The organism is Streptomyces sp. NPDC050504 (genome assembly GCF_044458065.1).
Lineage (GTDB): Bacteria > Actinomycetota > Actinomycetes > Streptomycetales > Streptomycetaceae > Streptomyces.
In genome coordinates, this window is sequence record NZ_JBITHO010000001.1 from 1,080,638 (window position 1) to 1,093,222 (window position 12,585).

Consider the following 12,585-nt stretch of genomic DNA (forward strand, 5'->3'; position numbering starts at 1 on the left):
GGCCGGTGCGGGCCCTCAGCGCACCGAGGCGGGGGAGAAGCCGCCGGGCACCGTGAGGCGCGGCGTGCCCGTGCCGTCGGCGGGCACCGACCAGACGTCGCTCTTGCGCCCTTCGGCCCCCGGCAGGGCGTAGCCGATCGTGCGGTCGTCCAGCCAGGCGGCCTGGTCGTCGACGCTCTCGGTCTCGGCCAGCGGGTGCTCGCTCAGGTCCGCCAGGTCGAGCACGTACAGCCGCCAGGGCGACTTGGTGCTGTCCGACACCTTCTTCTTGAAGGCGATCCGGGTGTTGTCGGGCGAGAGGGAGGGGCACTCGACGTTCTCGCGCAGCGTCTTCGCCTTCCACGCCCGCAGGTCGCCCTCGATGAGGTGGGTGCGGCCCTTGGAGGAGACGGTCGCGTAGAAGCGGTTGTCGTCGCGGGCGAAGGTCACGCCCCAGAAGTTCACGTCGGGCGCGTGGTACCGCTTCCCGTTCATGGTCAGCGGGATCGACTCGATCGACTTGATCAGATAGCCGGTCCGCAGGTCCAGGATCCCGGTACGGGTGGAGAACGCGGAGGTGTTGTACGAGTCGCCGGTCGTGAACGTCGTCCAGGACAGCACGTTGCCCGAAGCGGAGATCCTGGCCCGGTTGGGGATGCCGGGCAGGGTCAGCTTGCGGGTCTCGCGCAGCTGCCGGTCGAGCACGAGGACGCGGGTGCGCACGGGGATGCCGGGCAGCTTGCGCAGGCACAGGGCCCGCTCGCCCACCGCGTAGAACCGGTCGCAGGAGGGCCCGCCCTCCACCCGCTTTCCGGCGGTGCCCCGGACGGCCGCCTGCTGCGCGCCGGTCGTCCTCCTGGGCGCCCGGTCCTCCAGACGGGCGACGCGTCCGGTGTCCGTGTCGCGGAAGTACAGGCCCCGGGCGAGGCCGCCGAACGAGGCGTCGGCCGCGACCTGCTTGTTCGGTCCGTCGCGGTGCCTGGCGTGCAGGACGTAGCCGACCGAGCCGCCCACGAGCAGGAGCACGGCGGTGACGACGAGCGTGAGGCGCAGTGGCCTGGAGAGGTTCATGACGTCTCCTGTGCGGGGGATCGCGGGGGCGCGGGGAGGGTCGGGGCGGTCGGGTGCGCCGCGGGCAGCACGCGCCAGGCCGCGACGAGCGCGGCGGCCAGCGCGAACACCGCGACCCACAGGGCGGGTCCCTGCCCCCACACGGTCCAGGCGGCGCCGAACCCGGCCGCGCCGACGAGCCGGGCGAGCGCCTGGCCCGTCTGGATGATCGCGAACCCGCCCGCCTTGTTCTCGGCGGGCAGCACGGGACCGGCGAGGGCCATCAGGACGCCGTCGGTCGAGGCGTAGAAGACGCCCAGCAGCGCCAGTACGGCCACCAGGGTCGGCCAGGAGACCGGGGCGATGAGCACGGCGTACGCGCAGAGCAGCGCGACGTGCCCGAACAGGAACGGCACCCTGCGCCCGGTCCTGTCGGCGATCCGGCCCGCGGGGACGGCGAGCAGGAGGTAGCCGCCGGCCGCGCCGAGCGGGAGCAGCGGGAAGAGGGAGGGCGGGAGGTCGAGCTGCTGCTGGAGCAGCAGGTACAGGAAGGCGTCGCCGATGGTGGCGGCGCCGAGCAGGGACGCGGCGTACAGGATGCGGCGGAACGCCGGGTCGCGCAGCGCCTTGTAGCGGACGGCGGGGGCGGGCGCTCGGGGCGGTGAAGCGGAGGCTCCGGGCACGTACAGCACGAGCAGGAGCACCCCGAGCAGGCCGGTGCAGAAGCTGACGACGAACACCGCGTCGTAGGCGTCCGCGGTGGCCCACAGCACGGCGAACGCGACGAGCGGCCCGAGGAGCGCGCCCGTGGTGTCCATCGCGCGGTGCACGCCGAAGGCGCGGCCGAGCGTCTCGGGCGGCCCGCTGAGCGAGATCATCGCGTCGCGGGGCGCGGTGCGGACGCCCTTGCCGAGCCGGTCGGCGGCGAGCGAGCCGGCGATGCCCACGGTCGAACCGCCCGCGAGGAGCAGCCCGAGCCGGGAGAGCGCGGACAGCAGGTAGCCCGCCCCCGCGACCCGCTTGTGCCGTCCGCCGCGGTCGGCGAGCCGTCCGCCGAGCAGCCGCACGAGTGCGGTCGCGCCGTTGAACAGGCCGTCGAGGAAGCCGAATTGGAGGGGGGACAGGCCGAGGCCCAGGACCAGGTAGAGCGGCAGCACCGCCGTGACCATCTCGGAGGAGACGTCCGTGACGAGGCTGACCGCGCCGAGTGCGATGACGGTGCCGGGCACGCGCCGCCGCACCCCGTCGGGGCGGGGCGGCGCGTCCGGGCGGCCGTTGGCGGCCAGGTACATCAGTGGCAGCTGTACTTCGGGCTGGTGTCCTTGACCTGGTTGTCGGTCCCGACGTAGGTCCAGCTGTAGCCGTTGTCAGTGAAGTCCATCTTCAGCACGCCGTAGGGGCCGCTGATGCGCTTCTGGCTGTTGGGCTGGATCTCCTCGATGTCGTACGGCTCGGCGCCGCCCATGCCGCCGACGATCTCGACGATGCCGTCCGAGACCGCGTTGCCGTCGGCGTCCTGCGGGGCGAACCGCTCGTAGTGGTGGTCGTGGCCGCCGAGGACGACGTCGGCCTTGGCGCCGTAGAGGATCTTCCACACCGGCTTGGAGACCGGGGAGTTGCCGTGCCCGCCGGAGGAGTACAGCGGGTGGTGGAAGTAGGCCGCGATGCACTTCTTGCTGTTGGCCGCGAGGTCGGCCTTCAGCCAGTTGATCTGCTCGGCCTTGTCGAAGGAGTTGGAGTCGAGGGCGATGAAGTGCCAGTTGCCCTCGTTGTAGCTGTAGTAGCTCTTGCCCTGCGGGTAGGCGATGCTCCCGAAGTAGGACTTGTACCCGGAGAGCGATCCTGCCGGGTCGTAGGTCTCGTGGTTGCCGGGGACCGGGCGGGTCTTGGCCTTGAAGACGCCCCAGGTCTTGTCGTAGTAGTTCTTGAAGTCGGAGAGCCGGGCGTCGTCGTACTGGTTGTCGCCCATGGTGACGTAGAACTTCGGGTTGATCTGCTGGGCGAGCTTCGCGGTCTTGGGGTGCGCGCAGCTGCTGCTGGACGCGGTGCACTGGGCCGCGATGTCACCGACGGCGACCACGGTGAAGGCGCCGGTGGGCGGGGTACCGCCGTCGACGGTGCCGTACACCTCGACCTCGAAGAGCGAGTAGCCGTAGGAGGTGCCGCGGGCGGTCCCGTACACGCGCAGGTACCTGCCCTGGCCGGAGAGCCCGGTCAGGTCGTCGGTGCCGCCGTTGCCGGCCTTCTCCTCGGCGATCTTCGTCCAGGTCGTGCCGTCGGCGGAGGTCTCGACGCGGTACGCCTTGGCGTAGGCGTCCTCCCAGGTCAGCTTGACCCGGGAGACGGTGGCGGTGGCGCCGAGGTCGACGCGGATCCACTGCGGGTCCTTGCCCTCGACGCTGGCCCAGCGGGTGGCCGGGTCGCCGTCGAAGGCGTTGCCCGCGCCGAAGGAGGAGTCCTCCAGCGTGGAGGCGGTGGCGGGCTTGCCGCCGGAGATGAGCGGGTCCGCCGCGGCACCGGCCCGGTCGGGCCAGGCGAGCAGCAGCCCGCCGAGGAGCGCGAGCGCGGTGGCCAGCACGATCAGGGCCGTGTGGCGGCGGTTGCGGAGGACGGGGGGTGGAGCGGAGAGGGTCAGGCGCATACCTGTACTCCCTGGCCTTGGGTGGGGGCGAGAGCTGGACGGAACTGCGGGGCACCGCTCCCTGCCCGATGGCGGGCAGGAAGCACTGCCGTGGCGGCCGGGTCAGAGCTCTCACTGAGCGCGTCATGTCCCCTGGTCACAGGGGCACCGCGCCAGGCCGCCGCCCGGGAGCGTATCGGATAGGAAGGTTTCCTACCAGTAGTTCGACAGGCGTCGCGGATGAAGGTTTTGGGATTGGTTCCGTAGCAGGTCAGAGGGGGTGTGAGGGGGGTGGGGACCGGGGTTTCGGGGGTACTGGAACGCGAGTTCGTCACCCTTCGGACACCAGTTCTTCATTCCGGCCGGGCCCGCGCCGCCCCATCGCCCCGGGCCCGGTGGTGACGGGCCGTCAGGACGCCTCGTGCAGCGGCGGGGCGGGGCGGTGGCGCAGCGCGTCCAGCACCACGCGCACCGCCGCGCGGGGCGGCGAACCGCGGCGCACCACCGCCGTGATGGTCCGGGTCACCGCCGGTGCCAGCTCGCTGGTGACCACCCGGTAGCGGTCGCGGTCGACCGCGAGGTCGGGCAGCAGCGCGATCGACAGGCCCGCCTCGACGTGCTGGAGGGTCAGCATGTAGTTGCTGAACCGGCACACCACCCGGGGCTCGAACCGCGCCTGGCGGCACAGCCGCAGCGCGAGGTTCGCCATGTACGACTGCGGTGCGTCGAACGCCCACGGCTCGTCCGCGCAGGCCGCGAGGTCCACGGCGCCGCGCCCCGCGAGCGGGTGGCCCCGCGGGGTCACCAGCAGGACCGGGTCGGCGGCCAGCGGCACGAGGTCGAGGTCGGGCCCCAGGGGGAGTTCGTCGAAGTTCGTGGTCGTGATGATGACGTCCGCGTCCCCGCCGCGCAGCGCCGGCAGGCTGGCGTGCGGTTCGAGTTCGAGGAGTTCGACGTCGAGGTGCGGATGCTCCCGGGCCAGCCGCGTCACCGCGGGCACGGCCAGGGTGTGCACCGCGCTCTGGAACGCGCCGAGCCGCACCAGCCCGGCCGGTTCGTCGCCGAACCCGCGCAGCTCCGCCTCGACGCTCTCCATGTGGTCGAGCAGCGCCCGCGCCCGGCGCGCGAGGATCAGCCCGGCCGAGGTCAGCCGCACCCGGCGGCCCGTCCGCTCCAGGAGCTGCGTGCGCGTCTCGGCCTCCAGCACGGCGAGCTGCTGGGACACGCTCGACGGGCTCAGGTTCGCGGCCTGGGCGACGGCCCTGACGGTGCCCAGCGTGTCCAGCTGGGTCAGCAGCCGCAGCCTCCAGGGATTCATCACGCCCCCATTGTTGTGCGGATCCTCCGAACAGGAAAGCCGGAATTGTGAGATGGACGTGTCGCTCGGGCCGCACCTACCGTCGGCGCATGGCTGTTTCGAACAACTTTCCGCCGTCCGCCGGGCACTCTCCGGCCGACTTCTGGGCCGATGCCGACGCGCACCTGGTGCGCTACGGAGGCGGGTTCACCCGCGAGGTCGTCGACCGCGCCGCCGGGAGCTTCGTCTTCACCGAGGACGGGCGCCGGATCCTCGACTTCACCTCCGGGCAGATGAGCGCGATCCTCGGGCACTCGCACCCGGCGATCGTGGCGACCGTCCAGCGGCAGATCGCGACCCTCGACCACCTCTACAGCGGCATGCTCAGCCGCCCGGTGGTCGACCTCGCCCGGCGGCTCGCCGCGACCCTGCCCGCACCGCTGGAGAAGGTCCTGCTGCTGACGACCGGCGCCGAGTCGAACGAGGCGGCGATCCGGATGGCCAAGCTCGTCACCGGCAAGCACGAGATCGTCTCGTTCGCGCGGTCCTGGCACGGCATGACGCAGGCCGCCGCGTCCGCCACCTACAGCGCGGGGCGCAAGGGCTACGGACCGGCCGCACCGGGCAACTTCGCCATCCCCGTGCCGAACGCGTACCGGCCCGACTTCACCGACGCCGACGGCGCCCTGGACTGGCGGCGCCAGCTGGACTTCGCCTTCGACCTGATCGACGCGCAGTCGACCGGCAGCCTGGCCGCGTGCCTGGTGGAGCCGATCCTCAGCTCGGGCGGCATCATCGAGCCGCCGCCCGGGTACTTCGCGGCGCTCCGCGACAAGTGCCGGGAGCGCGGCATGCTGCTGATCCTGGACGAGGCCCAGACCGGGCTGTGCCGCACGGGGACCTGGTACGCGTTCGAGCGCGACGGCATCGTGCCCGACATCCTCACCCTGTCCAAGACGCTCGGCGCGGGGCTCCCGCTCGCGGCCGTGGTCACCAGCGACGAGATCGAGCGGGAGGCGTACGACCGCGGGTTCCTCTTCTTCACCACGCACGTCTCCGACCCGCTGGTCGCCGCGGTCGGCAACACCGTCCTCGACGTCCTGACCGAGGAGCGGCTCGACGAACGGGCGCGTTCGCTGGGGCGGTTCCTGCGCGCGGGCCTGACGGAGATCGCCGGGCGCCACGAGGTCGTCGGCGACATCAGGGGCCGGGGCCTGCTGGCCGGGCTCGAACTCGTCGAGGACCGCGCGACGAAGCGGAGCTCGGACGAGCTGGGCGCCCGGGTCACCCGGCGCTGCCTCGAACTCGGCCTGCACATGAACATCGTCCAACTCCCAGGAATGGGCGGGGTCTTCCGCATCGCGCCGCCGCTGACCGCGACCGAGGACGAGCTCGCGCTCGGCCTGTCGATCCTGGACGGGGCGATCGGCGACGCCTGCGCGGGGCGCTGACCGCCGGCGCGCGCCCGAGGTGTGCCCGAAGCGCGCCCGAGGTGTGCCGGACCTCACCCGGGCCCCGGATGTACGCCACCGTATACAAGCCCTAGTCTGGATGTATACGCAGGCGTACAACCGGGGGGCCGGTCGCGTCCCGGGTCAGGAAAGGCGGCAGCGGACATGAAGCTTCCTCGCACCTCGTACACCGAACAGCCTTGGCGTGCCCATGAGTTCACCCGGGACTTCCGGGTCGAGGACGTGTGGTCCTTCCGCACGCCGGGTGCGGGGCCGGGAGACTTCCCGGTGATGCTCGCCGCGATGCGGGCGGGCGGCCGCATGGACGAGCAACCCCTTCTGGTGCGCGCCCTGTTCGAGCTGCGCTGGAAGATCGGCGCCCTGCTCGGCTGGGACGCGGGTGAGGCCGGGCTCGGGGCCAGGGTCGGCTCGCTGCGCGACCGGCTGCCGGACGAACTGCGCGCGACCACGGACGGGGTGGCGGCCGGGGACCATCCGCTCGTTCCGGTGTACGTGCTCGACGACGAATCGGTCAGCGAACTGGCCAACAAGACCGTGCACACCCTCATGCACCTGGGCTGGGTGCCGACGGGCGACGCGGACGGTGGGCACGAGCTGCGGATGGCGGTGCTGGTCAAGCCCAACGGCCTGTTCGGCAGGGCCTACATGGCCTTCATCGCACCGTTCCGCTATCTGATCGTCTACCCGGCGCTGACCCGCCAGTGGGAGCGCGCCTGGCGCAACCGGGACCGCGCGCCCCACGAGGACGGCGCCGCCCCTACTCGCTGAGCATCTCGATGACGGCCTGCCCCATGTCCTGCCCGTCGGAGCCCGACGTCGAGGGACCCGCGTGGGCGACCTCGGCGCTGCGGGGGAACATGACCTGCTCGTACGCGGCGAACGCGGCCTCGGCGTCGTCGGGGTGCGCGGCCAGGGCCGCGCCGAGTTCGGCGCCGTCGAGCATGGCCAGGTTGGCGCCCTCGCCGTTCGGGGGCGCGAGGTGGGCGGCGTCCCCGAGCAGGGTCACCCCGGGCACCCGGTCCCAGCGGTGGCCGGGCGGCAGGGTGTGGAGGGGGCGCAGGACCGGAGTGGTGTCGGAGTCGGTGATCAGCGCGACGAGCTCGGGCGCCCAGCCGTCGAACTCCCGCACGATCCGCGCGACGGCCGCCCCGGGGGCTCCGGCGAAGTCGAGGCCGGTGAACCAGTCGCGCGGCTTGGGCAGCCCCACGTAGGCGTGGACGGCGTCGTCCCGCTCCCGGTGGACGAAGATCTCCAGCTCGCCCTCGGCCGCGATCGTCGAACCGTCCCCGATCACCTTCGAGACCGCCGGGTGCCGGGTGCCGACGTTGAACAGATAGGTCTCGACGACCGTCTTGCCGGTGTACTCGGGCGTGGCGGGGGAGAGCAGCGGCCGCACCCGCGACCACGCGCCGTCCGCGCCGACCAGCAGCCCGGTGGTGACGGTCCCGCCGTCGGCGAACGCCACCTCGTGGCGGCCCCCGCCGAGGGGGCGGACGGCGCGGACCTTGTGGTTCCAGCGGACGGTGCCGGCCGGGAGCGAGTCGAGCAGGATCTGCCGGAGCTCGCCGCGCTGCACCTCGGGGCGTCCGCCCGTGCCGTCGTCGGCCTTGTCGAACAGCGGGGTCCCGTCCGGGGAGAGGACCCGCACGGCCTGGCGGCCCTCCAGGACGAGCCCGCGGAACTCCTTCGTCAAGTCGGCTGCCGCCAGGGCGATCTGGCCGTTGAAGTCGTGGATGTCGAGCATCCCGCCCTGTGACCGGGCGGTCGGGGAGGGCTCGGCCTCGTAGACCGCGGCCGGGATCCCGTGGAGGTGCAGGACGCGGGCCAGGGTGAGGCCGCCGAGTCCGGCGCCGACGATCGTGACGGGTGCGTGCATGGTTACTCCTCGGAAACGGGGCCGCCCGGTGGTCCCCGGCGGCCGTCACCGAAAAGGTGCCAAGCCCCTCCGACGGGCCACCGACACCGGGCGGACGCCCTCCGACGGGCCACCGACAGGCACCGGGAAGGCGGTGCGGACAGGGACCGGGCGCCGTCGGATTTCCAACCGGAGCAATCCGAAGGGGCGACGGCTACGAAGCCCAGGTGACCGAAAACCCATGGGCAGTAGGGAGTTAGCCATGCAGCGGAACGACAACACCACCGGCGGGCCGGTCCGCAGGCGGGCCGGGCGGCTCGCCGTCGCCGTCGCGGCCGTCGGCGTCCTCGTGGGCGGCGGCATCGCCGCGGCGGGTCAGGCCAGTGCCTCCACCTTCTGCGGAGCGACGGGCGACGGCGGATTCGGGTGCGTGATCGACCAGGGGGACGGCACGTTCAAGATGGTCAACAGCTACGGGGACATCGTCTACAACTGGTGACACCGAGCGCCTGACACCCCGGTGTCCTACGGCGGGCGGGCGCGCACCGGCTGCCACCGGTGCGCGTCCGCCCGGCTGTCCCCGATCCCGGCCGGCCGCTAGAGGAAGCACTCCAGGACCAGTGGCAGATCCTGCAGCCACTCGCGCAGGCGGGCCCGCCTGCGCGCGGTGAACAGGCAGCGGTGGAGGGTGCCGTCGTGCGTGCGCACGGTTACGCCGAGGTGTTTGGGGCCCTCGACCGAGTACTCGACCGTGCTGATCTCCGACCAGGCGAACGCCTGGTCCCCGAGCCCTTCCCCGTCGAACACGACTCCGGTGGTGTCGATCAGGAGGGACGCCTCGATCCCGATCGCCATGAAGGAGACGTCGTTGTCGGCTGCCGCGTCGCCCCACGGGACGGGGCGGGTGGGGGCCTGGTGCGGCGGGACGGCGTTGGACGGCGCGTAGGAGGGCGGCGGGGGCACCGCCGCGGGCGGCGCGGGGACGGGCGCGTACGGGGCGGGAGGGGCGGGAGCCGGTACGGGCGGCGGAGGCGCGGACTCGTGCGGGGCGGGTGCCGACGGGGGCACGGACTCGTACGGGGTGGGCGCCGGCGGCGCGGGCGCCACCACGGTGGGGGAGTACGGGGCCGCTTCCTGGGCCGTGTCCGGGGCGAACAGGTCCAACAGGTGCTCGGGCGAAGGACGTTGGGCGGGCTCCTTGGCCAGGCAGGATGCCAGGACGGGCCGTAGCGCCTCCGGAACCGCCGCCAGGTCCGGCGGTTCGTGCACCGACCGGTACATGAGACCCATCGGAGTACCCGCGCCGAACGCGCTGCCGCCCGCCGCCGCGACCAGTACGGCGCCCAGTGCGAACACATCCGCCGCGCCGTCGACTTCGACGCCGAGCGCCTGCTCGGGAGCCAGGAAGCCCGGCGTCCCGAAGGCCACTCCGGTGGCCGTCAGCCGGGTCGACTCCAGCGCCCGCGCGATGCCGAAGTCCAGGACGCGGGGGCCGTCGGGGGCCATGATGATGTTCCCCGGCTTCAGGTCGCGGTGCACCAGGCCGCAGCCGTGGATCGCGGCCAGCGCCTCGGCGAGCGCGGCGCCCAACTGCCGCAGCCGCGCCTCGTCCATCGGTCCCCCGGCCTCCAGCAGCGCGGCGAGCGTCGGCCCCGGGACGTACGCCGTGGCCAGCCAGGGCGCCTCGGCTGCCGGGTCGGCGTCCACCACCGGAGCCGTGTGGAACCCGCCCACGCTGCGCGCCGCCGCGACCTCGGCGCGGAACCGCTCCCTGAAGTGCGGATCGGCCGCGAGCTCCGGGCGCGCCACCTTCACGGCCACCGCGCGCCCGCCGCGCGACCGCGCCAGGTACACGGTGCCCATTCCGCCTGCTCCGAGCTTCCGCTCCACCGTGTAGCCGCCGATGCGTTCCGGCAGGCCCGCGCCGCCCGTCCCGTGCTCCATGAGCTTGGATGCCTCCCCCTGTGTCCCGGCGCATCAGTATGGCGCAGGCGGCCCGGCGCGCGGGGCCCGGTCGGCGCGCGGAGCCCGGTCGGAGTGCGGGACCCGCCGCCGCTTCGGCGACCGCGGGGGAAGCTCAGCCCGCGTCCCGCAAACTCCCCGGGGGCAGGCCGAGTTCGCGCTCGGCCGTGGTGAAGGCCAAGGCGTCGAGCGCGGGGTGGGAGAACGCGCTGCCGTCGTTCGTGTAGGAGCCGAGCCCGTCGATCACGACGAGGACCGCCACGCACGCGCCCTGCGGGTCGTCGGCCGTGAAGTCCCCGCGGCGCACGCCCTCCTCGATGACGGCCGTCAACCGCCCCCGGGTGTCCGCCTCCTGCTCGGCGACGACGCGCCGCAGGTTCGGGCGGTAGCGGGCGAGGTGGCGGGCGTTGAGCCAGAGCCTGCCGAGGTCGGTGAGGTCGCTGCCGCCGACGCGGTGCAGGAACCGGCTCATCCGCAGCTTCGGGGGCAGCGCGCCCTCGGCGTCCGGCAGCAGGGCCTCGCGCTCGCGCGCGGCGGCCCGCACGAACGCCTCGCACACGAGCGCGTCGACTGTCGCGAAGTAGTGGCTGATCAGACCCGGCCTGACCCCCAGCTCGTCCGCCACGAGCTGCGTGGTCACCCGCTCCAGACCCTGCTCCAGGGCGACGCGGGCGGCGGCCTGGAGGATCTCCGCCCTGCGTTCGGCGGGGGCCTTGCGCCTGCGGGGGTTCGGAGGGGTTGACGTCATGTCCGACAGCCTATTGGATGTGACGCCAACAGCTTATTGGTGAAGACACCAATAACTCTGGTCTTCCCGGCCGCGCCTTCCCCGACGGGGCAGGACAGGGCGGCGGCGAGGGCGCCGTCGTCTCTTCGTCGTACGGAAGGAACCACCCCATGGCCCACAGCCGCCCACCGCGCACCGGCTCCGACCGGGCCGGTCACGTCGAGACCCGGGGCATCGACTGCGTGCCGGACGACGAGCGGCACGGATCGCCGCGCGAACTCTTCGCGCTCTGGGCGGCGCCGAACGTCAGCTACTTGAGCTTCGTGGTGGGCGCCACCCTCGTCCTCATGGGGCTTTCGCTGGCCGAGGCGTTCGCCGTCATCGCGTCGGGCAACCTGTTCTGGCTGCTGACCGGCTTCATCGCGATCAGCGGCCCGGCCTCGGGCACGACGGGCTCGGTCGTCTCCCGGGCGATCTACGGAGTCGTCGGCAACAAGGCCGTCGTCGCCGTCACGGGCTGGTTGATCGCCGCGCTCTACCTGGCGCTCAACTGGTCGGCGGCATCGGTGGCGGGCATCGGCCTCGCGGCCCGGCTCGGCCTGCCCGGGTCCGCCGCGCTCGACGCGGTCGTCATCACCCTGATCGCGGGCGCCACCGTACTCGTCGCGATCTACGGACACGCCACCATCGTGCGGCTCTACACGGCGCTCACCGTCCTGCTCGCCCTGGTGTTCCTGGCCCTCTCGGCGATGGTGCTCGCGCACGCCGACTGGTCGTACGCCCCCGCGGCGCCGCTGACGGGCCCCGACCGCCTCGTCGCGCTGGCCTCGGGGCTGACCGTCGTCGCCTCCACACCGCTCTCGTACGCCAACAGCCCCGACCTCGCGCGCTATCTGCCGCGCGGCTCCGGCTCGGCCGCGATCACGATGTGGACGGCCGCCGGGGCGTTCCTGCCGAGCCTGGTGTTCACGGCCGTGGGGGCGCTCGCGGCGACCGCGCTGGACATGAGCGATCCGCAGACGGCTCTGGAGAGCGTCATGCCCGGCTGGTTCGTGCCGGTCTTCGTCATCGGAGTGGTGCTGAACACCATGGCGAACAACGGCATGACCGCCTACAGCGCCGGACTGTCGATGCAGTCGATCGGGGTCCGCCTCCCGCGCGTCGCCGCCGTGCTCGTCGTCGGGGCCATCGGCACCGCCATGACGCTCTTCGCGGTCCTGGTGTTCGACTTCCTGACGGCCGTCAACGCCCTGATGGAGGTCGCCGTGGTGGTCACGGGCCCCTGCATGGCGGTCTACGCCACCGACATCCTCCTGCGCCGCAACCGCTACGACGGCCGGGCGCTGCACGACCAGAGCCGCACCGGCCCGTACTGGTACCGGGGCGGGGTCAACTGGCCCGGCCTCCTCGCCACCGTCGTCGGCGCCCTGGCCGCCGCGCTCTGCGTCAGCTCCAGCTCCTGGGCCGGACCCGTATCGGCCGCGACGGGCGGCCTCAACCTCGCGCTCCCCGTCGGAGTGCTCGGCTCGGCGGTCCTGTACGCGGCCCTGTCCCGAGCCCTGCGCACGATCCCGGCCGCGCCCGCCGCGCCCGCCTCCGCAACCACCCACCACTGAAGGACCC

11 protein-coding genes are annotated in these 12,585 nt (G+C 73.0%); 4 read left to right on the plus strand and 7 right to left on the minus strand.

Annotated elements, in window-relative coordinates; translation table 11 throughout:
- Positions 1 to 15 precede the first annotated feature (15 nt).
- The 4 genes from ACIBNE_RS04435 to ACIBNE_RS04450 all read right to left on the minus strand — a co-directional run bounded on the left by ACIBNE_RS04435 (position 16) and on the right by ACIBNE_RS04450 (position 4,967).
- Positions 16 to 1,050 (minus strand): hypothetical protein, encoded by a 1,035-nt coding sequence (locus tag ACIBNE_RS04435; protein WP_399269374.1) that lies wholly within the window; start codon positions 1,048 to 1,050, stop codon positions 16 to 18.
- On the minus strand, positions 1,047 to 2,321 hold the full coding sequence (locus tag ACIBNE_RS04440) for an MFS transporter (protein ID WP_399269376.1): 1,275 nt from the start codon (positions 2,319 to 2,321) through the stop codon (positions 1,047 to 1,049). The genes ACIBNE_RS04435 and ACIBNE_RS04440 overlap by 4 nt, the downstream gene beginning before the upstream one ends.
- Positions 2,321 to 3,670 (minus strand): discoidin domain-containing protein, encoded by a 1,350-nt coding sequence (locus tag ACIBNE_RS04445; RefSeq protein WP_399269378.1) that lies wholly within the window; start codon positions 3,668 to 3,670, stop codon positions 2,321 to 2,323. The genes ACIBNE_RS04440 and ACIBNE_RS04445 overlap by 1 nt, the downstream gene beginning before the upstream one ends.
- A 388-nt stretch (positions 3,671 to 4,058) precedes the next feature.
- Positions 4,059 to 4,967 carry a LysR substrate-binding domain-containing protein gene (locus tag ACIBNE_RS04450; RefSeq protein ID WP_399270074.1) on the minus strand — a complete coding sequence of 303 codons (909 nt, stop codon included), beginning with the start codon at positions 4,965 to 4,967 and terminating at the stop codon, positions 4,059 to 4,061.
- A gap of 89 nt (positions 4,968 to 5,056) precedes the next feature.
- On the opposite strand from ACIBNE_RS04450, the gene ACIBNE_RS04455 reads away from it, so the two are divergent.
- Positions 5,057 to 6,397, plus strand: coding sequence for an aspartate aminotransferase family protein (locus tag ACIBNE_RS04455; protein WP_399269380.1), 1,341 nt, complete (start codon positions 5,057 to 5,059; stop codon positions 6,395 to 6,397).
- A 165-nt stretch (positions 6,398 to 6,562) separates the two neighbouring features.
- On the plus strand, positions 6,563 to 7,186 hold the full coding sequence (locus ACIBNE_RS04460; RefSeq protein WP_399269382.1) for a DUF2867 domain-containing protein: 624 nt from the start codon (positions 6,563 to 6,565) through the stop codon (positions 7,184 to 7,186).
- On the opposite strand, the gene ACIBNE_RS04465 is transcribed toward ACIBNE_RS04460, so the two are convergent.
- Positions 7,176 to 8,294, minus strand: a complete 1,119-nt coding sequence (locus tag ACIBNE_RS04465) for an FAD-dependent oxidoreductase (protein ID WP_399269384.1) — start codon at positions 8,292 to 8,294, stop codon at positions 7,176 to 7,178. The two genes, ACIBNE_RS04460 and ACIBNE_RS04465, sit on opposite strands and share 11 nt — an antisense overlap.
- A gap of 241 nt (positions 8,295 to 8,535) precedes the next feature.
- Here ACIBNE_RS04465 and ACIBNE_RS04470 point away from each other — a divergent pair, with 241 nt between their 5' ends.
- Entirely contained in the window at positions 8,536 to 8,772 is a 237-nt protein-coding gene (locus ACIBNE_RS04470; protein ID WP_399269386.1) for a hypothetical protein, read from the plus strand.
- A gap of 98 nt (positions 8,773 to 8,870) precedes the next feature.
- On the opposite strand, the gene ACIBNE_RS04475 is transcribed toward ACIBNE_RS04470, so the two are convergent.
- A complete protein-coding gene (locus tag ACIBNE_RS04475; RefSeq protein WP_399269388.1) occupies positions 8,871 to 10,217 on the minus strand; it encodes a serine/threonine-protein kinase in 1,347 nt (448 codons plus the stop codon).
- A gap of 133 nt (positions 10,218 to 10,350) precedes the next feature.
- Positions 10,351 to 10,983 (minus strand): TetR/AcrR family transcriptional regulator, encoded by a 633-nt coding sequence (locus ACIBNE_RS04480; RefSeq protein ID WP_399269390.1) that lies wholly within the window; start codon positions 10,981 to 10,983, stop codon positions 10,351 to 10,353.
- A 149-nt stretch (positions 10,984 to 11,132) separates the two neighbouring features.
- On the opposite strand from ACIBNE_RS04480, the gene ACIBNE_RS04485 reads away from it, so the two are divergent.
- Positions 11,133 to 12,578 (plus strand): purine-cytosine permease family protein, encoded by a 1,446-nt coding sequence (locus ACIBNE_RS04485; protein WP_399269392.1) that lies wholly within the window; start codon positions 11,133 to 11,135, stop codon positions 12,576 to 12,578.
- Positions 12,579 to 12,585: the final 7 nt, after the last annotated feature.

What these genes read in the sequence shown, in the direction of transcription:
- ACIBNE_RS04470 (WP_399269386.1), top strand. Translation starts at nt 8,536, where the DNA reads ATGCAGCGGAACGACAACACCACCGGCGGGCCGGTCCGCAGGCGGGCC.
- ACIBNE_RS04475 (WP_399269388.1), bottom strand. Translation starts at nt 10,217, where the DNA reads ATGGAGCACGGGACGGGCGGCGCGGGCCTGCCGGAACGCATCGGCGGC.
- ACIBNE_RS04455 (WP_399269380.1), top strand. Translation starts at nt 5,057, where the DNA reads ATGGCTGTTTCGAACAACTTTCCGCCGTCCGCCGGGCACTCTCCGGCC.
- ACIBNE_RS04480 (WP_399269390.1), bottom strand. Translation starts at nt 10,983, where the DNA reads ATGACGTCAACCCCTCCGAACCCCCGCAGGCGCAAGGCCCCCGCCGAA.
- ACIBNE_RS04445 (WP_399269378.1), bottom strand. Translation starts at nt 3,670, where the DNA reads ATGCGCCTGACCCTCTCCGCTCCACCCCCCGTCCTCCGCAACCGCCGC.
- ACIBNE_RS04485 (WP_399269392.1), top strand. Translation starts at nt 11,133, where the DNA reads ATGGCCCACAGCCGCCCACCGCGCACCGGCTCCGACCGGGCCGGTCAC.
- ACIBNE_RS04440 (WP_399269376.1), bottom strand. Translation starts at nt 2,321, where the DNA reads ATGTACCTGGCCGCCAACGGCCGCCCGGACGCGCCGCCCCGCCCCGAC.
- ACIBNE_RS04460 (WP_399269382.1), top strand. Translation starts at nt 6,563, where the DNA reads ATGAAGCTTCCTCGCACCTCGTACACCGAACAGCCTTGGCGTGCCCAT.
- ACIBNE_RS04450 (WP_399270074.1), bottom strand. Translation starts at nt 4,967, where the DNA reads ATGAATCCCTGGAGGCTGCGGCTGCTGACCCAGCTGGACACGCTGGGC.
- ACIBNE_RS04435 (WP_399269374.1), bottom strand. Translation starts at nt 1,050, where the DNA reads ATGAACCTCTCCAGGCCACTGCGCCTCACGCTCGTCGTCACCGCCGTG.
- ACIBNE_RS04465 (WP_399269384.1), bottom strand. Translation starts at nt 8,294, where the DNA reads ATGCACGCACCCGTCACGATCGTCGGCGCCGGACTCGGCGGCCTCACC.